Genomic DNA, 24,332 nt, shown 5'->3' on the forward strand with positions numbered 1-24,332 from the left:
CCAAGGGTGCCCGGGCGCAACAGGCCGACCTGCACATCCAGCGCCTGATGCCCGAGGGCGCCCTGCGCATCCGCGGCCGGCACAACGCCATCAACGCCCTGGCCGCGCTGGCGCTGGCCCAGGCCGCGGGCTGCCCGCTGGGGCCCATGCTGTACGGCCTGCGCGAATACCGCGGCGAGCCGCACCGCGTGGAGCCCGTGGGCATCGTGCGCGAGGTGGAATACTTCGACGACAGCAAGGGCACCAACGTGGGCGCCACGGTGGCTGCACTGACCGGGCTGGGGGCCGACCGGCGCCTGGTGGTGATTCTGGGCGGCGACGGCAAGGGGCAGGATTTTTCACCCCTGGCCGCGCCGGTGGCGCGCTACGCCCGCGCCGTGGTGCTGATCGGGCGCGACGGGCCGCAGATTCGCGCTGCGCTGCAGGACTGCGGCGTGCCGCTGCTGGACGCCGCCACGCTGCCCGGCGCCGTGCAGCTGGCCGCGCAGCGCGCCCACGCGGGCGACGCCGTGCTGCTGTCGCCGGCCTGCGCCAGCCTGGACATGTTCGACAACTACGCGCACCGCGCCCAGGTGTTTCGCGATGCAGTGCAGGCCCTGGCCGAAGAGGCCGGTCAGCCGCTGCAAGGGGGGCTGGCATGACGGGCGCGACCAACCCGCTGCACAGCCGCCCCAGCGCGTGGCGGCGCCTGCTGGCCTGGGTGGGCGCGGCACCGGCGCGCGACGCCGACGTGCTGCCCGTGCGCGTGGGCGGCACCGAGTACCGCCGCACCGCCGCCACGCCCGCGCATGTGCTGGGCTTTGACCAGGCGCTGCTGTGGGCGGTGGTGCTGCTGCTGGCCTTCAGTGTGGTGATGGTGTATTCGGCCTCGATTGCCATGCCCGACAACCCGCGCTTTGGCAACATCGCGCCCACGCATTTCGTGGTGCGGCACGCGCTTGCCATCGGTGTGGGCTTTGTGGGGGCGCTGTTCGCCTTCCAGGTTTCCATGCAAACCTGGGAGCGCATGGCGCCGGCGCTGTTTCTGGTCTCCATTGCGCTGCTGATTGCGGTGCTGATCCCGCATGGGGGCACCATGGTCAACGGCGCGCGGCGCTGGCTCAGCCTGGGGGTGATGAACTTCCAGCCGTCCGAGCTGGCCAAGTTTGCGGTGCTGATCTACGCGGCCGACTACATGGTGCGCAAGATGGATGTGAAAGAGCGCTTCTTTCGCGCCGTGGTGCCCATGGCCACGGCCGTGGCCGTCGTCGGCGTGCTGCTGCTGGCCGAGCCGGACATGGGCGCCTTCCTGGTGGTGGCGGTGATTGCCATGGGCATCCTGTTTCTGGGCGGGGTGAACGCCCGCATGTTCTTTCTGATCAGCGGCATTCTGGTGGCGGCCTTCGGGCTGATGATTGCCAGCTCGCCCTGGCGGCGCGAGCGGGTGTTTGCCTACCTCGACCCGTTCAGCCAGGAGCACGCGCTGGGCAAGGGCTACCAGCTGTCGCACTCGCTGATTGCCTTTGGTCGCGGCGAAATCTTTGGCGTGGGCCTGGGCGCCAGCGTGGAAAAACTGCACTGGCTGCCCGAGGCGCACACCGACTTCCTGCTGGCCGTGATCGGCGAAGAGTTCGGCCTGGTCGGAGTGCTGGTGCTGATCGTGCTGTTTCTGTGGCTGACGCGCCGCATCATGCACATCGGCCGCCAGGCGATTGCACTGGACCGCGTGTTCTCCGGCCTGGTGGCGCAGGGCGTGGCCATCTGGGTGGGTTTTCAGGCCTTCATCAACATGGGCGTGAACCTGGGCGCGCTGCCCACCAAGGGCCTCACCCTGCCGTTCATGAGCTATGGCGGCTCGGCCATCCTGATGAATCTGGTGGCCATTGCGGTGGTGCTGCGGGTGGATTACGAAAACAAACTGCTCATGCGTGGAGGCCGCGCATGACGGGCCAGCGCGACAAGGTCGCACTCATCATGGCCGGCGGCACGGGCGGCCACATCTTCCCCGGCCTGGCCGTGGCCGAGGAGCTGCGCGCGCGCGGCTGGCAGGTGCACTGGCTGGGCACGCCCGGCAGCATGGAGTCGCGCATCGTGCCGCAGCATGGTTTTGCGCTGCAGACCATCGATTTTTCGGGCGTGCGCGGCAAGGGCCTGGCCACGCTGGCGCTGCTGCCCCTCAAGCTGCTGCGCGCCTTCTGGCAGGCGCTGGCCGTGGTGCGGCGCGTGCGCCCCGACGTGGTGGTGGGCATGGGCGGCTACGTCACCTTCCCCGGCGGCATGATGGCCGTGCTGGCCGGCAAGCCGCTGGTGCTGCATGAGCAGAACTCGGTGGCCGGCATGGCCAACAAGGTGCTGGCTGGCGTGGCCGACCGCATCTTCACCGCCTTCCCCGGCGTGCTGAAAAAGGGCCAGTGGGTGGGCAACCCGCTGCGCGCCGCGTTCACGCGGCAACCCGCCCCGGCCGAGCGCTTTGCCGGGCGCACCGGCCCGCTGAAGCTGCTAGTGGTGGGCGGCAGCCTGGGTGCGCGCGCGCTCAACGAGATCGTGCCGCAGGCGCTGGCGCTCATCCCGGCAGACCAGCGCCCCCAGGTCACGCACCAAAGCGGCGCCACGCAGATCGAGCAACTGCGCGCCAACTACGAGGCGGCGGGCGTGCAGGCCCAGCTGACACCTTTCATCGACGACACGGCCGCGGCCTATGCCGAGGCCGACGTGATCGTCTGCCGCGCGGGCGCCAGCACCGTCACCGAGATCGCCGCCGTGGGCGCGGCCGCGGTGTTTGTGCCGTTTCCGCATGCGGTGGACGACCACCAGACCACCAACGCGCGCTTTCTTGTCGATGCGGGCGGCGGCTGGCTGGTGCAACAGCCCGACCTGACGCCGCGCTGGTTGGCTGAAATGCTATTGAATACAGAGCGCCCCGCGCTGATGGAGCGGGCGCTAAAGGCTAAAACGATGCAGAAAACACAAGCCACCCGCGAGGTGGTCTCCGCGTGCGAGGAGCTGGCCGCATGAAGCAAGCCATTCGCCATATCCACTTCGTCGTGAACCTGCAGCACGCCGACGAGTTGTGCTGCGCCGGGGGCACGCCATGAAGCAGGCCATTCGCCACATCCATTTCGTCGGCGTGGGCGGCTCGGGCATGTGCGGCATTGCCGAGGTGCTGCACAACCTGGGCTACGGCGTGTCGGGCTCGGACCTGTCCGACAGCCCTACGCTGCGCCGCCTGCAGTCACTGGGCGTGGCCACCCACGTGGGCCATGCCGCGGCGCATATCGCGGGCGCGGACGCGGTGGTCACTTCCACGGCTGTGCAGGCCGACAACCCCGAGGTGCTGGCCGCGCGCGAGCGCAAGATTCCCGTGGTGCCGCGCGCGCTGATGCTGGCCGAGCTGATGCGCCTGCGCAAGGGCATCGCCATTGCCGGCGCGCACGGCAAGACCACCACCACCAGCCTGGTGGCCAGCGTGCTGGCCGAGGCGGGGCTGGACCCCACCTTCGTGATCGGCGGGCGCCTGAACAGCGCGGGCACCAACGCCAAGCTGGGCCAGGGCGAGTACATCGTGGTCGAGGCCGACGAGTCCGACGCGTCGTTCCTGAACCTGCTGCCCGTGATGGCCGTGGTCACCAACATTGACGCCGACCACATGGAAACCTATGGCCATGACTTTGGCCGGCTCAAGCAGGCCTTCGTGGACTTTCTGCACCGCATGCCGTTTTACGGCACGGCCATTTTGTGCATCGACAACCCGGCGATCCGCGACATCCTGCCGCTGGTGACCTGTCCGGTGACCAGCTACGGCCTGAGCGAAGGGGCCGAGGTGCGCGCCGTTCAAGTCCGCGCCGTGGGCACGCAGATGCACTTCACGGTGCAGCGGCGCAACGGCGTCACGCTGCCCGATCTGGATGTGGTGCTCAACCTGGCGGGCGAGCACAACGTGCTCAACGCCCTGGCGGCCATTGCCGTGGCCGTGGAGCTGAACGTGCCCGACGCAGCCGTGCTGCGCGCGCTGGCCGGCTTTACCGGCGTGGGACGGCGCTTCCAGCGCCACGGCGACCTGCCCGCGCAGGACGGCGGGCAGTTCACCCTCATCGAGGACTACGGCCACCACCCCGTCGAGATGGCCGCCACCCTGGCCGCAGCGCGCGGCGCCTACCCGGGCCGGCGCCTGGTGCTGGCCTTCCAGCCGCACCGCTACAGCCGCACGCGCGACTGTTTCGAAGATTTTGTGAAAGTGCTCGGCACGGCCGATGCCGTACTGCTGACCGAGGTCTATGCCGCTGGCGAGGCGCCCATCGTCGCCGCCGATGGCCGGTCGCTGGCGCGCGCGCTGCGCGTGGCGGGGCTGGTCGAGCCGGTGTTCATCGACAACGTGGCCGACATGCCCCAGCGCATCGCCACCGGCGCGCGGGGCGGCGACGTGGTGCTGTGCATGGGCGCGGGCTCCATCGGCGGCGTGCCCGCCAAGGTGGTTGAGTTGCTACAAAAAAGTGAGCTGCTAGCGCAGGAAGGACGGGCGCTATGATCCAAAATGACCAAAACATTGATGTGAAGGCGCTGGGCAAGGTGGCCGTGCTGATGGGCGGCACCTCGGCCGAGCGCGAGGTGTCGCTGATGTCCGGCGGCGGCGTGCTGCAGGCGCTGCGCTCGCGCGGGGTGGATGCCCATGCGTTCGATCCGGCGCACAGTGACCTGTCCGAGCTGAAAACCCACGGCTACACCCGCTGCTTCATCGCGCTGCACGGCCGCCACGGCGAAGACGGCACGGTGCAGGGCGCGCTGGAACTGCTGGGCATTCCCTACACCGGCTCCGGCGTGATGGCCTCCAGCATCGCCATGGACAAGATCATGACCAAGCGCATCTGGCGCTTCGAGGGCCTGCCCACGCCCGACTGGCGCCTGGTGGCCAGCAGTGCCGAGACGGCGCAGGCCTTTCAAGAGCTGGGCACGCCCATGATCGTCAAGCCCTCGCGCGAGGGCTCCACCATCGGTCTGACCAAGGTGACCTCGCTGGGCCAGTGCGAGCAGGCCTACCTGCTGGCCGCGCAGCACGACCCCGAGGTGCTGTGCGAGCAGTTCATCGACGGTGACGAGACCACCTGCCCGGTGCTGGGTCAGGGCGGCGAGGCGCGCGCGCTGCCGGTGATCCGCATCGTGGCGCCCGAGGGCAACTACGACTACCAGAACAAATACTTTGCCGACGCCACCCAGTACCACTGCCCCAGCGGACTGAGCGAGGCCGAGGAGCGCGAGATCCAGCGCATCGTCGTGCACGCCTACCGCACGCTGGGCTGCCGCGGCTGGGCGCGTGCGGACATCATGATCCGCAAGAGCGACCGCCAGCCCTTTTTGCTGGAAATCAACACCTCGCCCGGCATGACCGGGCATTCGCTGGTGCCCATGTCGGCCCAGGCCAGCGGCATCAGCTACCCCGACCTGTGCCTGCGCATCCTGGCCAGCGCCTCGCTGGACGCGCTGCAGGGCCGCGCCGGCGCGGCAGGAGGGCAGGAGCAGCCATGACGACCGCCACGCTGCCCGCACCCCTGGACGTGCGCCTGATGAACATGACCGCCACGGTCTTGTTCATCGGCTGCGCCGTGGGCGTGCTGGTGGCGGGCGGGAGCTGGCTGCTGCGCCACCCGGTGTTTGCCATACGGCAGATCGCCGTGGAGGGCGACCCGGTGCACACCAGCGCCATCAGCCTGCGCGCCAACGTGGCGCCGCAGCTGGAGGGCAATTTCTTCACCATCGACCTGCAGGCTGCGCGCCACGCCTTCGAGCAGGTGCCCTGGGTGCGCAGCGCCCAGGTGCGCCGCGAGTTTCCCGCCAGCCTGCGCGTGCAGCTGCAAGAGCATGACGTAGTGGCCTTCTGGGGCGCCGAGGGCAGTGAGGGCAGCGACATGTTGGTCAACAGCCACGGCGAGGTATTTGAGGCCGATGCCGGTGATCTGGAGCAAGGCCGCCTGCCGCGCCTGGTGGGTGTGCCGCAGCGCTCGGCCGAGATCCTGCAGATGTACCAGCGCCTGATGCCAGCGCTGGCGCCGCTGGGCTCGGGGATCGACACGCTGGAGCTCAAAGACAACGGCGGCTGGCGCGTCACGCTGGAAAACGCCGCCGTGCTGGAACTGGGCAGCGGCACCCCCGAGGTGCTGCTGGAGCGCGTGCGCCGGCTGGTCAACACCCTGCCTGCCGTGGCGCAGCAGCAGGGCCGGCGCGTGGATGCGCTGGAGTACGCCGACCTGCGCCATGAAAGCGGTTACGCGCTGCGCCTGCGCGGCGTGACCACGGTGGCCAACGAGGCGCTGCGGGCGGCGGCAGAGAAAGCGGCAGCGAAAGCGGCAGAAAAGGCCGCACAAAAAGCCGCACAAAAAGCCGCCGACCAGGCAGCCCGCAAGGCAGCCGCAGCGCGCACGGAGGCAAAAGCCAAATTGGCGGGACACAACACCCGAGGGGAGGACTGAAAACTATGGCAAGAGAGTACAAAGATGTGGTCGTGGGGCTGGACATCGGCACCGCCAAAGTCATGGCGGTCGTCGCCGAGGTGCTGCCCGGTGGCGAGCTGAAGCTGGCGGGCCTGGGCGTGGCGCCCAGCAACGGCCTCAAGCGCGGCGTGGTGGTCAACATCGACGCCACGGTGCAAAGCATCCAGCAGGCGCTGAAAGAGGCCGAGCTGATGGCCGACTGCAAGATCCAGCGGGTGTACACCGGCATCACGGGCAGCCATATCCGCGGCCTCAACTCCAGCGGCATGGTGGCCGTCAAGGACAAGGAGGTCACGCCGACCGACGTGGCGCGCGTGCTGGAGACGGCCAAGGCCATCAACATCTCCAGCGACCAACGCCTGCTGCTGGTGGCGCCGCAGGAGTTCGTGATCGACGGGCAGGACGTGAAGGAGCCCATCGGCATGAGCGGCATCCGCCTGGAGGCCAAGATCCACATCGTCACCGGCGCGCAGAGCGCGGCCGAGAACATCATCAAATGCGTGCGCCGCTGCGGGCTGGACGTGGAGCAGCTGCTGCTCAACCCGCTGGCCAGCAGCCAGGCCGTGCTGACCGACGACGAGCGCGAGCTGGGCGTGGCCGTGGTGGACATCGGCGCGGGCACCACTGATGTGGCCATCTTCACCGGCGGCGCGATCCGCCACACGGCCGTGATCCCGATTGCCGGCGACCTGATCACCAGCGACATCGCCATGGCGCTGCGCACGCCGACCAAGGACGCCGAGGACATCAAGGTGGAAAGCGGCTACGCCAAGCAGCTGCTGGCCGACCCCGAGGCGCAGGTGGAAGTGCCCGGCCTGGGCGACCGCAACCCGCGCATGCTCAGCAAGCAGGCGCTGGCCGGCGTGATCGAGCCGCGGGTGGAAGAGATCTTCTCGCTGGTGCAGCAGGTGATCCGCGAGTCCGGTTACGAAGAGGTGCTGTCGTCGGGCATCGTGCTGACGGGCGGCAGCTCGGTCATGCCGGGCATGGTGGAGCTGGGCGAGGACATCTTCCTCAAGCCCGTGCGCCGCGGCCTGCCCAAGTATTCGGGGGCGCTGGCCGACATGATCGCCCAGCCGCGTGCGGCCACCGTCATGGGCCTGCTGGAAGAGGCGCGCCAGGCGCGCCTGCGCGGCTTCAAGGTGGCGCAGAAAAGCGGCTCGGTGAAGACCGCTTTCGGCCGCTTCAAGGACTTCATCGTGGGGAACTTCTGACATGAACTACCCATGCCTTTGGATGGCCCGCGCCAGCCCGCACCCCAGACCCCGCGGCCGGTGGCAAAGCACCGGGCCGCCACCTGGCGCGCAACCCGCGCCATACCAACGATTTCCCCTTTTTTCAGCAATTGCAAATCACCCAGTAGTTTCAGGAGCACCATCATGACCATCGAAATGATCGAGTCCGAAGAGTTCAACCAGGGCACGCAGATCAAGGTGATCGGTGTCGGCGGCGGCGGCGGCAACGCTGTCGAGCACATGATTTCGCGCTGCGTGCAGGGCGTGGAATTCGTCTGCGCCAACACCGACGCGCAGGCGCTCACGCGCAGCGCGGCGCACCGCATCATCCAGCTGGGTGGCAGTGGCCTGGGCGCAGGCAGCAAGCCGGCCATGGCCCGCGAAGCCGCAGAGGCCGCCGAAACCGACATCCGCCAGGCGATCCAGGGCGCGCACATGCTGTTCATCACCGCCGGCATGGGCGGCGGCACCGGCACCGGCGCGGCGCCTGTGATTGCGCGCATCGCCAAGGAAATGGGCATCCTCACCGTGGGCGTGGTCACCAAGCCCTTCGACTGGGAGGGTGGCCGCCGCATGAAGAACGCCGACGAGGGACTGGCCGAGCTGGAAGCCAACGTCGATTCGCTGATCGTCGTGCTCAACGAAAAGCTGCTTGAGGTGCTGGGCGACGACATCACCCAGGACGAAGCCTTCGCGCACGCCAACGACGTGCTCAAGAACGCCGTGGGCGGCATCGCCGAGATCATCAACGAGTACGGCCAGGTGAACGTGGACTTTGAAGACGTGCGCACCGTGATGGGCGAGCCCGGCAAGGCCATGATGGGCACGGCCACCGCCAGCGGCCCCGACCGCGCCCGCATTGCCGCCGAGCAGGCCATCGCCTGCCCGCTGCTGGAGGGAATCGACCTGTCGGGCGCCAAGGGCGTGCTGGTGCTGGTGACGGCCAGCAAGGGCAGCCTGAAGCTGTCCGAGTCGCGCCAGGCGATGAACACCATCAACGCCTACGCCTCGCCGGATGCGCATGTCATCTTCGGCGCCGCCTATGACGACAGCCTGGGCGAAGACATCCGCGTGACGGTGGTGGCCACGGGCCTGTCGCGCCAGGGCGCGCGCCGCCAGACCATGCAGGTGGTGCAGGGCAGCTTGCGCACCGGCACCGACAACGTGGCCTACCAGATGCCTGCGGCCGGTGCTGCGCTGGGTGTGCCAGGCGGCATGGTGGGCGGCACGGCCCAGACCGACTACGGCAGCATGGCCGTGCCCAGCGTCTGGCGCACCAACCGCACCCAGGCCGCAGCGCGTGTCGATGCCCTGTCGTCGGGCGGCATGGACGATCTGGAGATTCCGGCCTTTTTGCGTCGGCAGGCTGACTGATTCGGCACTTCCCCCTGAGCGGCTTCGCCGCTTCCCCCATCCCTTTGCGCGCTGCGCGCTCAGGGAAGGGGGATGACGCCAGCGCGGCGGGGCGGCCCTTGCGCGGCATCTTCGGCGTGCGCCGCGCCGGTTTCAGGCACTTTGTTTTTCTATGAAGGTCATAGAGGAACATGGGCGCTCACTTTGAGACCGGGCCACTAAAATGCCCCGATGCTCCAGCAACGCACCATCAAAACCCTGACCCGCGCCGTGGGCGTGGGCCTGCACAGCGGCCAGCGGGTCGAACTGACGTTGCGCCCCGCTGCGGCGGACACGGGCATTGTGTTTCGCCGCGTGGATCTGCCCGAGCCCGTGGACATCCCCATCAACGCCACCGCCGTGGTCGATACGCGCATGGCCTCGACCATCGGCGCAGGGGGCGCCAAGGTGCATACGGTGGAGCACCTCATGTCGGCCTGCGCCGGGCTGGGGCTGGACAACCTCTACATCGACATCACCGCCGAAGAAGTGCCCATCCTCGACGGCTCCTCGGCATCGTTCGTGTTCCTGCTGCAAAGCGCGGGCGTGGAGCTGCAAAACGCGCCCAAGCGCTTCATCCGCGTGAAGCGCACGGTGGAAGTGCGCCAGGGCGAGGGCCAGCAACTCAAGTGGGCGCGCCTGGAGCCCTACCACGGCTTCAAGCTGCGCTTTGACATCGACTTTGCCCACCCGGCCGTCGATTCCACGGGGCAAAGCGTGGAGTTCGACTTTGGCGAGGGCAACTACGCGCGCGACATCGCCCGCGCGCGCACCTTCGGCTTCACCAAGGACGTGGAGGCCCTGCGCTCCAGCGGCCTGGCGCTGGGCGGCGGGCTGGACAACGCCATCGTCATGGACGACTACAAGGTGCTCAATTCCGACGGCCTGCGCTACGACGCAGAGTTTGCCCGGCACAAGATTCTCGACGCCATTGGCGACCTGTACCTTGTGGGCAAGCCGCTGCTGGCGGCCTACAGCGCCTTCCGGTCCGGCCACGCCATGAACAACCAGCTGCTGCGCGAGCTGCTGTCACAGCCTGACGCGTGGGAGGTGGTGAGCTTTGACAATGAGCGCCAGGCACCCGCGGGCTTTGCGCAGCCCGTGCGGGCGTGGTGACATGCTGATCTTCCGCTGGGCCGTGATGCTGCTGCTGATTGCGGCGGGCGTGTCGTTTGCCTTCTTTGTCGCAACCGGCCAGCAGCGCTACAAGCGCTTTGGCCTGGTGATCCTCAAATGGACGGTCATTGCGGCGTTCATGTTTTTTCTGGTGCTTATCCTGGAGCGTGTGCTGTAGCGCTTGCCGCGCGTCAAGTCACCTATACTCGCCCCCGCTCCGGGGTGCACGTAGAAATGATTTTCTGGGCGTGCTGAGATGGCGGACCTGACCGCCGGAACCGCGAACTTGATCTGGGTAATGCCAGCGTAAGAAGAGCTGCAGTCGAATGGGGAGAGGGCCGCGCGCACCCGCCAGGGGGCGCTCAGGCTTTTGCCATGCGATCGATAGCGGAGCAATTCCATCCATCCCTGATGAAGGAGCTGCCCGCCATGAATGCCCCCGACAAGTTCGCCAGCCTGCTGGCCCTCACGCGCGAACCGTTTCCCGCCTCCACCAAGTCCTACCTCACGGGCAACCATCCCGGCCTGCGTGTGCCCGTGCGGGATATCCAGCTCACCAACGGCGAGGTGGTCAGCGTCTATGACACCTCTGGCCCCTACACCGACCCTGCCGTGCAGATCGACGTGCGCAAGGGCCTGGCCAGCGTGCGCGGCGAATGGATCGCCGCGCGAGGCGACACCGAAAGCTACGAGGGCCGCGTGCGCAAGGCGCTGGACGACGGCCAGAAGGCCGAGGACGGCGACCGGCTGGCCCAGCTGCGTGCCGAAGCCGCTGCCCTGCAACGCCAGCCCTTGCGCGCCAGGAGCGGCGCCAACGTCACGCAAATGCACTACGCCAAGCGCGGCATCATCACCCCCGAAATGGAATACGTGGCCCTGCGCGAAAACGGCCGCCGCGAATGGATGGCGCAATACCAGCAGGACGCCGCGCGCGAGCAGCGCCTGGCCGGCAACCCGATGGGCGCCAGCATCCCCAAGATCATCACGCCCGAGTTCGTGCGCGACGAGGTGGCGCGCGGCCGCGCCATCATCCCGGCCAACATCAACCACCCCGAGGTGGAGCCCATGGCCATCGGGCGCAACTTCAAGGTCAAGATCAACGCCAACATCGGCAACTCGGCCGTCACCTCCAGCATCGAGGAAGAGGTGGAAAAGCTCGTCTGGGCCATCCGCTGGGGCGCGGACAACGTGATGGACCTGTCCACCGGCAAGAACATCCACACCACGCGCGACTGGATCGTGCGCAACTCGCCCGTGCCGATTGGCACGGTGCCCATCTACCAGGCGCTGGAAAAGGTGGGCGGCATTGCCGAGGACCTGACCTGGGAGATCTTCCGCGACACCCTGGTCGAGCAGGCCGAGCAGGGCGTGGACTACTTCACCATCCACGCCGGCGTGCGTCTGGCCTACATCCACCTCACGGCCAACCGCCGCACCGGCATCGTCTCGCGCGGCGGCTCCATCATGGCCAAGTGGTGCATGGCGCACCACCGCGAGAGTTTTTTGTACGAGCACTTCGAGGACATCTGCGACATCATGAAGGCGTACGACGTGTCGTTCAGCCTGGGCGACGGCCTGCGCCCCGGCTGCGCGTCCGATGCCAACGACGAGGCGCAGTTTGCCGAGCTGCACACCCTGGGCGAGCTGACGCAAATCGCCTGGAAGCACGACGTGCAGACCATGATCGAAGGCCCCGGCCACGTGCCCATGCACATGATCCAGGCCAACATGACCGAGCAGCTCAAGACCTGCCACGAGGCACCGTTCTACACCCTGGGCCCGCTGACCATCGACATCGCCCCCGGCTACGACCACATCGCCAGCGCCATTGGCGCCGCGATGATTGGCTGGATGGGCACGGCCATGCTGTGCTACGTCACGCCCAAGGAGCACCTGGGCCTGCCCGACCGCGATGACGTCAAGCAGGGCATCATCGCCTACAGGATCGCAGCCCATGCGGCCGACGTGGCCAAGGGCCACCCGGGCGCGCGCGCGCGCGACGATGCGCTGAGCCAGGCGCGCTTTGACTTCCGCTGGCAAGACCAGTTCAACCTGGGTCTGGACCCCGAGACTGCGCAGCAATACCACGACGAGACCCTGCCCAAAGACTCGGCCAAGGTGGCGCACTTTTGCAGCATGTGCGGGCCCAAGTTCTGCTCGATGAAGATCACGCAGGAAGTGCGTGACTTTGCCGCCGCCAAGGGCGTGGCCGAGGCGCAAGCGCTACAAGAGGGCCTGCAGGCCAAGGCCCAGGAGTTCAACCGCACGGGCGGCGAGCTGTACGTGCCCATTCACCCCGCCAGCTGAAAACCAAGGGTTGGGTCAATGGCTCACCCCCCGTTTTCCGTGGCGCTGCGCGCACCGCATGACACTGGCGCGACCCAGGCGAGAGCCACCGCGCAAGGGCCGCCCCGCCGCGCTGGTGGCGTCCACCTGCCCGCATTGCGCAGCAATGCGAGAGCGGGGGGAAGCGACGCAGTCGCACAGGGGGGTGTCCTTATTCAATAACTGCGCCCGCCCTTGTACATGGCGTGCTGGCGCCGCGCCAGTTGCGTCACCTCGCCCACGCGGGCCATGGCTGCGCCCGCGTGGGCGTGGGTAATGGCCAGGCCCAGGGCGTCTGCGGCGTCGGTGCCCGGCAGGCCGGGCAGCTCCAGCAGGCGGCGCACCATTTCCTGCACCTGGCTCTTGGCCGCGCGGCCGTGGCCCACCACGGCTTTTTTCATTTGCAGGGCGGTGTATTCGGCCACCGGCAGGTTGGCATTGACCAGCGCGGTCAGCGCCGCGCCGCGCGCCTGGCCCAGCAGCAGCGTGGACTGCGGGTTGACGTTGACAAACACAATCTCCACCGCCGCCGCGCCGGGCTGGTAGCGCGCCGCAACCTCGCTGATGCCGTCAAACAGCACCTTGAGCCGACCCGGCAGATCCCCCAATGCGAGGCCCGAGGCACGCCCTGTCGTGCGGATGGTGCCGCTGGCCACATAGCGCAGGCGATGGCCGTCCACGTCCACCACGCCAAAGCCCGTGGTCTGCAGTCCGGGGTCGATGCCAAGGATTCTCATTGCTCTCTTTTCAATAGCTGCTCACGCTTGTCTTTACTGGCTTGGGATCGATTCTGTTTCAAAACCGTAGTGTGAGCCGCTCATGGCAGCTCGCTGCGCCCCATGCGCGCCAGCAGCGCCCGCGTGCGGCCTGCCAGATAGGCGGAGCCGGGCGTTTTCTCGTAGCGCTTGGGCGCGGGCAGCATCACGGCCAGGCGGGCGGCCTCGGGCGCGGTGAGCTGGCGGGCGCTTTTGCCAAAGTAGTGCCGGGCTGCGGCCTCGGCGCCGAACACGCCCGCGCCCCATTCCACGTTGTTCAGGTAGATCTCCAGGATGCGCTGCTTGGGCAGCAGCTGCTCCAGCGCCAGGGTCAGCACAAACTCTTGCCCCTTGCGCACCAGGTTGCGCTCGCCCGACAGCAGCAGGTTCTTGGCCAGCTGCTGGGTGATGGTGCTGCCGCCGCGGATGCGCGGCGCGCGGGCGGTGGGGCGGCTGGCGGCCTGGGCTTCGGCGCGGGCGTTGCGCTCCCAGGCTTTTTCGATCGCGTCCCAGTCCACGCCGTCGTGGTTGACGAAGTTGTCGTCCTCTGCCGCGACCACGGCGCGCTTGAGGTGGTCGGAGATCTGCGCGTACGGCACCCACTGCTGGCGCCAGCGCAGACCGCCACCCTGGGCGATTTGTGCCCAGGCTTCCGAACGCTGGAAGGTGGTGGATTCAGGGTTGATGACCACCATGGCCGCGATGCGCGCCACAAAAAACAGCTGCAGCGCCAGCAGTGCCAGCGCCACCAGGGCGATCCAGCGCAGCAGGGGGCGCATTTCAGTTTTTCACCACGCGTTGCACGACGTGCGACCCATGCAACTGGCGCAACGCAGGCCAGCGGCGCAGCCGCTCAGGGGAATGTTTCATTTCAGGCCCCCGCAGCGATGGCCGTACGCAGCTCCTGCAGCACCTGGGCCGACGGCGGGCGCACGCCGCGCCACAGCTGGAAGGCCTCGGCCGCCTGCTCTACCAGCATGCCCAGTCCGTCGCGCGCGGTGGCGCCGTGGGCCGTGGCCCAGTCCAGAAAGCCTTGCGCTGCGGGGCCGTACATCATGTCGTAGGCCAGGCTGCCGGGGCGCAGCACGCTGGCGGGCACGGGTGCCGGGCTGCCTTCCAGGCTGCTGGCGGTGGCGTTGATGATGACATCAAAATCTGCCTCTGGCGCTTGTATGTCAAGCGCCAGTAGCTCAGTTTTTTGTAGCATGGCCAGCGCCGCATGGCTGGCGACCAGCGCGTGCGCGCGCCCGGCCGTGCGGTTGACCACGGCCACGCGCCGGGGCTGCTGCTGCAGCAGCGGGCCCAGCACGCCGGCCGCGGCGCCGCCCGCGCCCACCAGCAGCACGTCGCGCCCGGCCAGGGGCACGCCCGCGCCTTGGGTAATGTCGGCCACCAGGCCCAGTCCGTCGGTGTTGTCGGCGTGGATGCGGCCACCGTCGTCAAAAACCAGCGTATTGGCCGCGCCGGCCAGTTGCACGCGCTCGCTGCGGGTGGTGGCCAGTTGCGCGGCCTGCAGCTTGAAAGGCACGGTGATGTTGCAGCCGCGCCCGCCCTGCGCTGCGAAGTCGTGCAGCGCCTGGGCAAAGCCGTCCAGTGCCACCTGCCGGCGCTCGTAATGCAGGGCCTGGCCCGTCAGCTGGGCAAAGCGTTCATGAATCCAGGGCGAGCGGCTGTGGGCGATGGGGTTGCCCATCACGCAGTAGAGATCGGTGAGGGGGGTCATCAGCGCACGTCGGTCTGCAGGGTCTGGTCTCGCGTGAACTTGAAGCGCGAGACCACGGCAATCTGGTCGGCCTTGGCGCGCATCGCCGGGCCGAAGTGGCCAAACGGCCCCGCGGCGCGGGCGATGGCCTCGGCGCGGCTGTCCAGCAGGCGGTTGCCCGAGCCCTGCACCACCTCGGTGGCCAGCACCTGGCCGTCGTGGTTGACGGTGACGATCATGATCAGCTCGCCGTACAGCTTCTGGCCGCCTTGTTCCGGGAAGTTCTGCGTGCCCTTGTCTTCCACCTTGCGGCGCAGCGCGTCGTAATAGATGGCATAGACCTCCTCGCGCGTGGCGGGGCTGATGTAGCGCTTGCGCGGGCGGGCGTTTTCTTCGTTGATGCGCTTTTCGATCTCGGCCAGCAGCTTGACCAGCTGGCGGCGCTTTTCGTCCTGCTCCTCGCGGTCGGCGCTCTGGCTGGGCTTGCGCGGGTCGGGTTCGGGCATCACGGCCAGTTGCCGGCGCAGCTGGGCCAGCAGCTGTGCTTGCTGCTCCTGCATCTGATCCATCTTGCGCTGGGCATCTTCCAGGTCGTCGCCAATGGCATTGAGGGCCGAATAGGGCAGGGGGCTGGTGGCGCGGCCCTGTGCGGCGTCGCCCCCGCCGGCCAGCGACGCCTGGGCGATGGCCTGGGCCTGGTCGGGGCGCTCAGCGGATTTGGCGTTGACCAGGATCACCTCGAGCGGCGTGTCCTGGAACACACGGTTGAAGCCCTCGGGATCGACAAAGCGCACCGTGAGCAGCATGGCGTGCACGGCAACCGACACGGCCAGCGCAATCTGCAGCGTGGTCAGGCGTTGGAGCAGGGCCGGGATTTTCATCGTCAGGCAATCCCCAGGGGGCAAAAGGCCGCCACGGGCAAGTGGCAAACGGCGTGGCGGCGTGGCGTGCGGGCGGTGTTCACGGCGCCCGATTATCAGTGGTGCCGCTGGCGCCATCGCCTTCGGCTTCGTTGACATCCACCGCAATGGCGATGGGGCCGGCCACGGCTTCTTCGTCGCCCTCGTCCTCGTCCACCGGGCCGTCGTCGCTGGCATCCTGCGGATCGTCCAGCCGCGCGAGCAGGGTGCCGGCCACGTCCAGCGTGATCTCGTCGATCTCGCCCAGCTTCACGCGCACGCGGGCGCCGCGCGGCAAGGCTTGTGCGCCCAGCACGGGCAGCACCAGCGGCAGGGTGTCGGCGCGCACCAGGAAGCTGCCGTTGGGCCCCTCCTTGAACACGGTGGCGTCCAGCTCGGTGATCTGGTTTTGCTGCAGGTACTTCAGCGTCCAGAAGCGTTCCATGCCGGCCTGGTAGCCGTTGTAGGCGCTGTAGGCGGCATCAAAGCTGCTGATGATGGAAAACAGCTCGGCGTCCTTGGGCTTGAAGGGCGCTGCCAGCGCGGCGGTCTTGCCGTGGCGCGCGCAGGCAATGATCTGCCACTGGTTCACCAGATCGACATAGCGGCGCAGCGGTGACGTGGCCCAGGCATAGCTTTTGACGCCAATGCCCGCGTGCGGCAGCGCCTTGGTGGACATGCGCACCTTCACGCCCGGCGCCAGGCTGGCCTGGCTGCGGTAGATGCCCGGCACGCCGTGGTCGGCCAGCATGTTGCCCCAGGTGCTGTTGGCGACGATGGCGGCCTCGGCCACGATCAGGTCCAGCGGCGCGCCGCGCTTGCGCGTGCCGATGCGCACGATCTCGCTGCCGTCGGGTTCATTCTTGCCGTTGCCTTCCAGGCGGAAGTTGTAATCGGGCCGGTTGAAGGTCTCGGGCTTGCCGCGCACCACCTCGCGCTGGGCCTTGAGCTGCTTGGCCAGGCGGTGCAAAAACGATAGCTGTTCGCGCAGGTCCAGCAAGGGCTGGGGCGTGTTTTCATGTTGAATGGACGGGTCGGCCAGCCATTCTTCGGTGACGATGTGGTCCAGCTGGTCGTGGCGCAGGTTCACGCTGACAGGCACGCGCTCCAGGCGTGTCTCGGTGGCGGTGATGGCCAGCGTGGCCTCGTCGATCGTCACGTACAGCGACACGGCCGGGTTGGCGCGGCCCTCGTCCAAGGTGTAGATCTGCACCACGTCGTCGGGCAGCATGGTGATCTTGTAGCCCGGCATATAGACGGTGGACAGGCGCGTGCGCCCCAGCTTGTCCAGCTCGCCGCCGGGTTGAATGGCCAGGCCCGGCGCGGCAATGTGGATGCCCAGCGTCACCGTGCCGCTGCCCAGGCCCTGTACCGACAGGGCGTCGTCGATCTCGGTGGTCTGCGAATCGTCGATGGAGTAGGCCTGCACGTTGGCCAGCGGCAAATCTGCGGGCGGTTGCGGCGCGGTAACGGCCGGAAAGCCCGTGCCCTTGGGGAAGTTGTCGAACAGAAAGCGCTTCCAGTGGAACTGGTAGCTGGAATCGATCGCGCCTGCGGCCTGCAGCAGATCCAGCGGCGCCCTTTGCGCGCTGCGGCTGGCGTCCACCACGGCCTTGTATTCGGGCGCGTTCTTGTCGGGCTTGAACAGGATTTTGTAGAGCTGCTCGCGCACGGGCTGCGGGCAGCGGCCGGCCACCAGCTCGGCCGCCCAGGCGTCGATCTGCGCCTGGATCTGCTTTTTCTTTTCGATGGCGGCCAGGGCCTGTTGCAGGATTTCGGGGGCGGCTTTTTTGAAACGCCCCTTGCCCGCCCGGCGAAAGTAGTGCGGCGCCTCAAACAGCGCCACCAGCATGCCGGCCTGCTCGGTGACGGGCGCGTTGGCAGAAAAATAGTCGCGCGCCAGGTCGGCAAAGCCAAACTCGTCTTCGGGCGCGAACTCCCAGGCCAGCGGCAGCTCCACGCCGGCGGCGATGGCGCGCGCCTGCGCCAGCAGCTCGGCCGGGGCGGGCTTGTCGAACTTCAGCAGGATGTTGGCGGCCTTGACCTTGACGCGCTTGCCCGAGTCGAGCTCGATTTGCGCGGAGGTGTCGGCTTCGGAGAGGATGCGGCCCGCCAGGAACTTGCCGGCTTCGTCGAACAGTGCGTGCATAGGGGCGCGATTTTCCCACGGCGGGGCCGCGGCTTTTGCGCCAACCTGCGCCAGTCCGGGAATAGCTACTGTTTTGATAGCTGTCAGCGTCTGATGGACGGGCGCCAGGGGCTTTGACGGCACCCGCTTGACGGCCACCACGGCCGCGCCGGTGGTCCGTGCCTATGATGTGCGCCACCATGCCGTGCCTGTCTGCCACGAACCTGCCATTCCTGATTGCGCCCACGCGCCTGCCGCCGCCCTGCCATGCGTGTTGATATTGCACCTTTGATGGCGCTGGCCGTGGCGCTGCCCTTTGTCTTTGGCGTCACCCAGGCGCCGTACTCCAACTTCTGGCCGTTGATGGCCAGCGGCGCCTGCGCCTGGCTCATCGCCGCTTGCGCCTGGACGGGCGCCTGGCGGCCGGATGCGCAGCGCCTGGGGCGCAGTCTGGCGGCGGGCCTGGTGCTGGCGGCGCTGATGGCCGCGGTCATCGGCCTGGTGCAGTTTTTTGTGGGCGACCCCGGCTGGGAGCCCTGGGTGCATCCTTCCGTGCCGGGGCAGGCGCTGGGCAACCTGCGCCAGCGCAACCAGCAGGCCACGCTGCTGGCGCTGGGGGTGTGGGCCTTGCTGTGGTGGGTGGCGCGGCTGCAGGCCGGGGGCGCGGCGCTGTCCGATCAGCGCGGCCCGCAGCGCTGGCTGGCGCTGGTGGCGGCGTCGCTGGTGCCCTGGGCGCTGGCGGCGCTGGCCGCGTCCGGTGCGGCCACGGCGTCGCGCACGGGGGCGTTGCAATGGCTGATGGTGCTGGTGCTGCTGTGGTGGTGGCGCAGCAGCGGTGCGCTGGCGCTGGTGGTGGGCGCGGTGGGTGTGGCGCTGTATCTGCTGGCGGCCTGGTGGCTGCCGCAGTATCTGATGCAAGTCACCGGTGTGCAGATGGAGGGCCTGTTCGTGCGGCTGGCCGGCGAGTCGCGCGCCTGTACCAGCCGCACCGCGCTGTGGTCCAACGTGCTGCAGCTGATTGCCCAGCGGCCCTGGACCGGCTGGGGCTGGGGCGAGCTGGACTACGCGCACTACATCACCCCGTTTGCGAGCGAGCGTTTTTGCGTGCTGCTGGACAACGCGCACAACCTGCCGCTGCACCTGGCGGTGGAGCTGGGCCTGCCGGCCGCGCTGGCGCTGTGCGGCCTGCTGCTGTGGGCGCTGTGGCGCGCCCGGCCCTGGCGCGAGGCGCAGCCCCACCGCCAGCTGGCCTGGGGCGTGCTGGCCATCGTGGGCCTGCACAGCCTGCTGGAGTTTCCGCTGTGGTACGGGCCGTTTCAGCTGGCCACCGCGCTGGCCGTGCTGGTGCTGCTGGAGCCCCTGGCCCGGCGCGCGGCGTGGTGGCGCCGGGGCGGCGGGCAGGGGGGCGGTTTTTCAGTGGGCCGGGTGCTGGCGGGTGCCGCGCTGCTGGCTGCGCTGGTGTGGGCTGGCCTGCTGGTGCGCGACTACGACCGCGTGAGCGCGCTGTACCGCCCCGCGGCCGAGCGCCCGGCGGCCCTGCGCGGCATGACGGCGGCCGATGTGGCGCGGCAGGTGTGGTTCTTTCAGGCGCCGGCGCAGTTTGCGCAGCTGACCACCACGGCGGTCACGCCCGCCAATGCGCCGCAGATGCACACCCTGGCGCAGCAGCTGCTGCACTACTCGCCCGAGCCGCGCGTGATCGAAAAGCTGATCGCCAGCGCCCAGTTGCTGGGCCTGCAGGACGATGTGGCGCTGCACACCGACCGCTACCGCCGCGCCTATCCACGCGACTTTGAACGCTGGCAGCGCGGCACAGCAGCTGGCGGCGCGCCGTTGCAGTGATCCGGCTTGGCGTGTCAGCCCGGGTTTCCCAGGCCATCACCCAAGCCGTCCTCCAGGCCGCAAAAGGCCAGCACCCCGGGCAGATGCGCGGCAAAGTCGCTCAGCGCATGGTCGCCGCCGGGCAGCACGCGCTGGCGGGCCTGCGGGTAGCGGGCCACCATCTCGCGCCAGTCCAGCACCTCGTCGCCCTGCGCGGCAATCAGCAGCTGCGGCCCGGCGGGCGGCTGGTGGCGCACGTCCAGCGTCTGCAGCTCGCCGATGAACTCGGGCCGGAAGAAAAAGCGCTCCTCGGGGTTGTGCCAGGCGGTCTGCTCGCCGATGTGGCGCGCCAGATCGCGCGCGGGGTTCACGGCGGGGTTGAGCAGCACGCTGGCGCAGCGCGCGTGCTGCGCCACCCAGCTGGCGTAATAGCCGCCCAGCGATGAGCCGATCACCGCCATGGCCGGCCCCTGTGGCCAGTCGGCAATGCCACGCGCCACCAGCGCCATGGCCTCGCGCGGCGAGGGCGGCAGCTGCGGGCACCAGAAAGTCACTTCGGGGCGGTGACGGGCCATGTGCGCGGCCACCAGACGGGCTTTGGTGGACTGGGGCGATGAGCGAAAGCCGTGCAGGTACAGCAGGTGGGTGGTGGGCATGGAGGGCAAGGGCAGAAAATCAGGGCGGTTGCGGCGTGCGGGCCAAGTTTCAATCCAGGGCCAAAGAATAATGGCAGGCGCGTGCCGCCTCGATGGCGACGACGATGGAGGCACGCACCTGCGGGCTGTTTTTCCAGCAGTTCGATCCGGTGAGCTGCGCGTCGCGCGCCAGGTGCGCCAGCGACTCGATTCCATCTGTACAAGACGCGCGATCACTGTGGAGCCAACGCCTGTGACGGCCAGCAGGGCGCGGCGCTTACTGAGGCTGAGGGCATGGGCTGGTTCCGGTTCCTTCGGGCGCTGGTGTTTCAGGCCATGGCTTCGATTTTGTGGCCGTCCAGGTCGTGTACGAAGCAGCCGTCATAGGCGTCGCTGTGCTCTGGGTGCGGGCCGGGCGGGCCGTCGCAGCGGCCGTCGTGGATCAGCGTGGCCTGGTGGAAGGCATCTACCTGTGCGTTGTTATCGGTCAGAAACGCGATGTGCACGCCGTTGGCGGTCTGCGCCGGTTGCATGTCGTGCGGGTGCTGATTCCAGAACTCGGGGAATGCGCGGCCATAGGCGACGGCCTGATGCTCGCTCCAGTCATGCACGCGGCCAATGCCGAGCGCGACCAGCACGGCGTCGTAAAAGGCCACGGCCTCGCTGAAGCGGTTGGTGTCCAGCGAGACGTGGGACAGCGGCAGGCGATCATGGCCGCAACCAGCGCGTCGGCGTCGGGCGCGGGGTTCAGGCGCTGGTAGCTGGCGACGGCCCGCATGCCGGCCGCGTCAGCCCTTCGGCCAGCCAGCCGAACACCAGGCGCATGCGGCGGGACGTGCGCAGCTCGCGGTGCGTCACCAGCCAGAGCGGGAATTCGATCGGCGGCATGTCGTCGAGCACGCGTACCACGTCCGGCGTGGCGGCGGCGATTTCGTCCAGCATGAAGCCGATGCCCAGCCCCTGCCGCACCAGCGCCCATTGCACGGTGCTGTTCTCGGCATGGCAGGTGAAGCTGGCGCTGTCCACCGGTAGGCCGTGGGCGCGCAGATAGGCCAGGTAATGGCCGCCGCGGTCGCTGCCGACAAAGGGCAGTGCGGTGGCCTCGTCGGCGCGGCGCGGGTGGCCGTGCGCCAGCGCCCAGTCGCGCGACGCGTAGGCGTGCGCGGTGCATTGCCGCAGCAGGCGCGCGATCAGGTCTGGCTGCTGGGGTGGCACGTGGCGCACGGCGATGTCGGCCTCGCGCCGGCGCAAATCGCTCAACGCGTTGGAGGCGATCAGCTCGACCGTGATGCCCGGCGCCCGGGCGCGAATGGTCTTGACGAGCGGCGGCAACAGGTAGGTGGCCACCATGTCGCTGGCCGACACGGTGACCACGCCTTCCACCGCCTGCGAGCGCCCGGTGGCCGCCAGTGCCAGTGCGTCGGCGGCGGCGCCCATGGCGCGCGTGTGCTCCAGCAGGTCGAGCCCGGACTCGGTCAGCGCCATGGCCTTGCCGACGCGCTCGAACAGTGTCACGCCCAGGCTGGCCTCGAGGGCGGCAACCTGGCGGCTCAACGTCGGCTGCGTCAGTCCCAGCTTGCGTGCGGCAGCCGAGAGCGAGCCGCATTCGGCCGTTTCCAGGAAGGCGTGCAAGTGGTTCCAGTCGGGCTGATTCATGCAAAAAAGTATATCGCTATTGATTTTCTTGTGGATTTCATGCATTCAAGTATGGAACTACTATGTCGGCATGTCTTCTCCCTGCTTTAACGCATTCCCTCGCCCCGTTGGCGCGCCGCTGGCCGGCGCACGCCAGGCGCGCTTTTGGAATCGCATTGCGCGCCGCTATGCGGACGCAGCCATCGCCGATTTGGCCGGTTACGAACGCACGCTGGATTGCGTGAGCGCCCTGCTGTCGCCCGAGCATGTCGTGCTGGAGATCGGCTGCGGCACTGGCGCCACGGCGCTGCGCCTGGCGCCAGCGGTCGGACGCTGGCTGGCCACCGACGTGTCGCCCGCGATGATCGACATCGCCCGCGATCGGCTGGCGGCCCAGTCAACGCCGGGCCTGGACTTTGCCGTGGCCGATGCCGACGCGATGGCTTTCGACACGGCGGCGCACGACCGGGTGCTGGCCTTCAACGTGCTGCATTTGGTGAGCGACCTCGAGCGCGTGCTCACGGGCGTGGCGCACACGCTGCGTGCCGGCGGGCTGTTCATCGCCAAGACGCCGTGCATCGCCGAGATGAATCCGCTGCTGGCGTTGGCTGGTGTGCCGGTGATGCGGGCGCTGGGCCTGGCGCCGCCGCTGCTGCGGCTGGATGAGTCGCGCCTGTGCGCCGCGCTGCGGCGCGCCGGGCTGGAGGTGATCGCCATTGAGCGGCACGGCACGCGCGGTCGCGACGCTCGGCCATTCATCGTCGCGCGCAAGCCGGGTTGAGCGGTGGCGCTGTTCTCGTTTGTTCAATCCGCGAATCGGAGTTTTCATCATGTCAGTTCTTCGGCACCTTCGCCATGTTTCATGCCAGCGCCCAGCCGTTGCGGCCGCCGCGCTCGCCGCGCTCGCGCTTTCCGGCTGCGGCGGCGGCAGCGACGACGACGCGGCTGGCCCGTTTCGAGTCGGCGGCACCCTGACTGGCCTGGGCGCCGGTCACGTGCTGGTGCTGCGCAACAACGGCGGCGACGATCTGCGCCTCGACGCCAACGGCCCGTTTGTCTTCGGCGCCCGACTGGCCAGCGGCGCCACCTATGACGTCACTGTCAAGACCCAGCCCGATGGGCAGACCTGCGGTGTGACCCGGGGCAGCGGCACGGTGAGGGACGACGTGGACACCATCGCGGTCGCCTGCGCGGGTAGCACCGGCTCGCCGGTCGCGTCGGGCACGGCGGCGCTGGAAGGCGAGTGGATCAATCCCAAGGTGTGCTCGCCGATGGGCGGTGGCCAGTCGGCGCGCCAGATGGTGACGATTGTTCGGAGCAGCGACAGCGTGGTGAACTATCACGCCGGCACGCTGGTTTACGCCACGCCCGACTGTCGGGGGGGCGGCAACGCGCTCGTCAGTCCGGTGGGTACCGTCACGTTTTCGCGCATCGAGGGCAATGCTACCGTCGCCGCGCACTGGGGAAGCTGGCGCCAGATCACTGGCGCCGCCGCGGCCGTTGTTTGGGCCAAACCCGGCAACGACACGCTGTGCCTGCTTGGTGACGAGACGCCGTCCATCCTGCCCACACTCGACCGTGTCGCGCAGGCCGCGGCTGTGCTGGCGCAGCACAACGGCTGCCATGTGCGGCGTTGAAGCGGGCATGGCTGGCTGGCGCGCCGCCCTCGCGCCGGCGCTGGTTGGCGGCGCGCTGCTGGCCGGCTGCGCCAGCACGACGGTGGCATTCGACCCGCCCCAGCCGGCCGCGCTGTGCGAGCCAGACGCTGCCGCACGCGTGCTTTGGGCATCGCGCTGGCGCGTCGACCAGAAGGACGTGGCAGCGCGCGAGAGGGCGGCCGAGGACGGGCTGCGGATTTTCCTCCTCGCCGACGGCTGCTTCGCGCGCGCCGAACTGCGGCGGGTGGAGGCGCTGGACGCAGTCCTGCAGGCCGAGCGCGCCCGCGCATCATCGGACGGTGTCGTGATGCTCGGCATCGAGATCCAGGAGCTGGGCCCAATCGTGCGGCTGTTCGCATCACCCGCGCTGGTCGAGGGCGGCACCCAGGTGGTGTTTCGCGTGCTGAGCCATCCGTCGCACGGCGCCGCGGTTGCGCAGGCGTTCACCGTTCGCTGGCAAAACGGCGGTCCGGGCGTCATCAAGGGCGTCGAGCACCTGCGCGACGACATGCGCGCGGCGCTGCGCAGCGGCTTGCGTGATCGTTGACGCGCCGCCGCGGGTGCACGCCC

The 24,332-nt window shown here is 68.6% G+C and carries 23 protein-coding genes and 1 riboswitch; of the genes, 15 read left to right on the top strand and 8 right to left on the bottom strand.

From position 1 onward, the window contains the following. The 11 genes from AB7E35_RS05075 to thiC all read left to right on the top strand — a co-directional run. A partial coding sequence (locus AB7E35_RS05075; protein ID WP_428167180.1) for a glutamate ligase domain-containing protein occupies positions 1–641 on the top strand: 641 nt, incomplete at its 5' end. Further along, complete coding sequence (gene ftsW, locus AB7E35_RS05080; protein ID WP_428167181.1) at positions 638–1,924, top strand: putative lipid II flippase FtsW; 1,287 nt, start codon at positions 638–640, stop codon at positions 1,922–1,924. The genes AB7E35_RS05075 and ftsW, both read left to right, overlap by 4 nt. Beyond that, positions 1,921–2,994, top strand: coding sequence for an undecaprenyldiphospho-muramoylpentapeptide beta-N-acetylglucosaminyltransferase (murG, locus tag AB7E35_RS05085; protein ID WP_428162151.1), 1,074 nt, complete (start codon positions 1,921–1,923; stop codon positions 2,992–2,994). Before ftsW ends, murG begins: the two co-directional genes overlap by 4 nt. A 76-nt stretch (positions 2,995–3,070) precedes the next feature. Beyond that, on the top strand, positions 3,071–4,504 hold the full coding sequence (gene murC / locus AB7E35_RS05090; RefSeq protein ID WP_428162152.1) for a UDP-N-acetylmuramate--L-alanine ligase: 1,434 nt from the start codon (positions 3,071–3,073) through the stop codon (positions 4,502–4,504). Then, positions 4,501–5,499 carry a D-alanine--D-alanine ligase gene (locus AB7E35_RS05095; protein ID WP_428167182.1) on the top strand — a complete coding sequence of 333 codons (999 nt, stop codon included), beginning with the start codon at positions 4,501–4,503 and terminating at the stop codon, positions 5,497–5,499. The genes murC and AB7E35_RS05095 overlap by 4 nt, the downstream gene beginning before the upstream one ends. Further along, on the top strand, positions 5,496–6,440 hold the full coding sequence (locus AB7E35_RS05100; RefSeq protein WP_428162154.1) for a cell division protein FtsQ/DivIB: 945 nt from the start codon (positions 5,496–5,498) through the stop codon (positions 6,438–6,440). The genes AB7E35_RS05095 and AB7E35_RS05100 overlap by 4 nt, the downstream gene beginning before the upstream one ends. Positions 6,441–6,445: 5 nt before the next feature. After that, entirely contained in the window at positions 6,446–7,675 is a 1,230-nt protein-coding gene (ftsA, locus tag AB7E35_RS05105) for a cell division protein FtsA (RefSeq protein WP_428162155.1), read from the top strand. Between the two features lie 165 nt (positions 7,676–7,840). Further along, the gene (ftsZ, locus tag AB7E35_RS05110; RefSeq protein WP_428162156.1) at positions 7,841–9,070 is read left to right on the top strand and encodes a cell division protein FtsZ; all 1,230 of its coding nucleotides are present in this window, start codon (positions 7,841–7,843) and stop codon (positions 9,068–9,070) included. 210 nt (positions 9,071–9,280) lie between these two features. Beyond that, positions 9,281–10,204, top strand: coding sequence for a UDP-3-O-acyl-N-acetylglucosamine deacetylase (gene lpxC / locus AB7E35_RS05115; protein WP_428162157.1), 924 nt, complete (start codon positions 9,281–9,283; stop codon positions 10,202–10,204). Position 10,205: 1 nt separating this feature from the next. Further along, positions 10,206–10,382, top strand: coding sequence for a hypothetical protein (locus tag AB7E35_RS05120; protein ID WP_428162158.1), 177 nt, complete (start codon positions 10,206–10,208; stop codon positions 10,380–10,382). Positions 10,383–10,412: 30 nt separating this feature from the next. Beyond that, positions 10,413–10,534, top strand: a riboswitch (TPP riboswitch). A gap of 99 nt (positions 10,535–10,633) precedes the next feature. Next, positions 10,634–12,511, top strand: coding sequence for a phosphomethylpyrimidine synthase ThiC (thiC, locus tag AB7E35_RS05125; RefSeq protein WP_428162250.1), 1,878 nt, complete (start codon positions 10,634–10,636; stop codon positions 12,509–12,511). A gap of 194 nt (positions 12,512–12,705) precedes the next feature. Here the strand turns inward: thiC and ruvC are convergent, their stop codons facing one another. From ruvC to AB7E35_RS05150, 5 genes are all read right to left on the bottom strand, one after another. Then, on the bottom strand, positions 12,706–13,266 hold the full coding sequence (ruvC, locus tag AB7E35_RS05130; RefSeq protein ID WP_428162159.1) for a crossover junction endodeoxyribonuclease RuvC: 561 nt from the start codon (positions 13,264–13,266) through the stop codon (positions 12,706–12,708). Positions 13,267–13,346: 80 nt separating this feature from the next. Continuing rightward, positions 13,347–14,063 carry a monofunctional biosynthetic peptidoglycan transglycosylase gene (mtgA, locus tag AB7E35_RS05135; RefSeq protein ID WP_428162160.1) on the bottom strand — a complete coding sequence of 239 codons (717 nt, stop codon included), beginning with the start codon at positions 14,061–14,063 and terminating at the stop codon, positions 13,347–13,349. Positions 14,064–14,155: 92 nt separating this feature from the next. Continuing rightward, complete coding sequence (gene aroE, locus AB7E35_RS05140) at positions 14,156–15,007, bottom strand: shikimate dehydrogenase (protein WP_428162161.1); 852 nt, start codon at positions 15,005–15,007, stop codon at positions 14,156–14,158. Beyond that, positions 15,007–15,867, bottom strand: a complete 861-nt coding sequence (locus AB7E35_RS05145; protein ID WP_428162162.1) for an energy transducer TonB — start codon at positions 15,865–15,867, stop codon at positions 15,007–15,009. Before AB7E35_RS05145 ends, aroE begins: the two co-directional genes overlap by 1 nt. A gap of 79 nt (positions 15,868–15,946) precedes the next feature. Next, on the bottom strand, positions 15,947–18,034 hold the full coding sequence (locus AB7E35_RS05150) for a ribonuclease catalytic domain-containing protein (RefSeq protein WP_428162163.1): 2,088 nt from the start codon (positions 18,032–18,034) through the stop codon (positions 15,947–15,949). A 246-nt stretch (positions 18,035–18,280) separates the two neighbouring features. Here AB7E35_RS05150 and AB7E35_RS05155 point away from each other — a divergent pair, with 246 nt between their 5' ends. Next, positions 18,281–19,855: a PglL family O-oligosaccharyltransferase gene (locus AB7E35_RS05155; protein WP_428167183.1), complete on the top strand. Its 1,575-nt coding sequence runs from the start codon at positions 18,281–18,283 to the stop codon at positions 19,853–19,855. Positions 19,856–19,869: 14 nt separating this feature from the next. Here the strand turns inward: AB7E35_RS05155 and AB7E35_RS05160 are convergent, their stop codons facing one another. The 3 genes from AB7E35_RS05160 to AB7E35_RS05170 form a co-directional block, all read right to left on the bottom strand. Continuing rightward, on the bottom strand, positions 19,870–20,490 hold the full coding sequence (locus AB7E35_RS05160) for a YqiA/YcfP family alpha/beta fold hydrolase (protein WP_428167184.1): 621 nt from the start codon (positions 20,488–20,490) through the stop codon (positions 19,870–19,872). Between the two features lie 308 nt (positions 20,491–20,798). Further along, positions 20,799–21,173 carry a VOC family protein gene (locus tag AB7E35_RS05165; protein WP_428167197.1) on the bottom strand — a complete coding sequence of 125 codons (375 nt, stop codon included), beginning with the start codon at positions 21,171–21,173 and terminating at the stop codon, positions 20,799–20,801. 43 nt (positions 21,174–21,216) lie between these two features. Beyond that, on the bottom strand, positions 21,217–22,125 hold the full coding sequence (locus AB7E35_RS05170; RefSeq protein ID WP_428162166.1) for a LysR family transcriptional regulator: 909 nt from the start codon (positions 22,123–22,125) through the stop codon (positions 21,217–21,219). Between the two features lie 70 nt (positions 22,126–22,195). Between AB7E35_RS05170 and AB7E35_RS05175 the strand changes: the two genes are divergently transcribed. The 3 genes from AB7E35_RS05175 to AB7E35_RS05185 are packed head-to-tail and all read left to right on the top strand — an operon-like array spanning position 22,196 to position 24,309. Further along, a complete protein-coding gene (locus tag AB7E35_RS05175; protein ID WP_428162167.1) occupies positions 22,196–22,885 on the top strand; it encodes a class I SAM-dependent methyltransferase in 690 nt (229 codons plus the stop codon). A 49-nt stretch (positions 22,886–22,934) separates the two neighbouring features. Next, positions 22,935–23,741, top strand: coding sequence for a hypothetical protein (locus AB7E35_RS05180; protein ID WP_428162168.1), 807 nt, complete (start codon positions 22,935–22,937; stop codon positions 23,739–23,741). Beyond that, the gene (locus tag AB7E35_RS05185; RefSeq protein ID WP_428162169.1) at positions 23,728–24,309 is read left to right on the top strand and encodes a hypothetical protein; all 582 of its coding nucleotides are present in this window, start codon (positions 23,728–23,730) and stop codon (positions 24,307–24,309) included. Before AB7E35_RS05180 ends, AB7E35_RS05185 begins: the two co-directional genes overlap by 14 nt. Positions 24,310–24,332 lie beyond the last annotated feature (23 nt).

Source organism: Diaphorobacter sp., from assembly GCF_050251835.1.
Lineage (GTDB): Bacteria > Pseudomonadota > Gammaproteobacteria > Burkholderiales > Burkholderiaceae_C > JBFXIE01.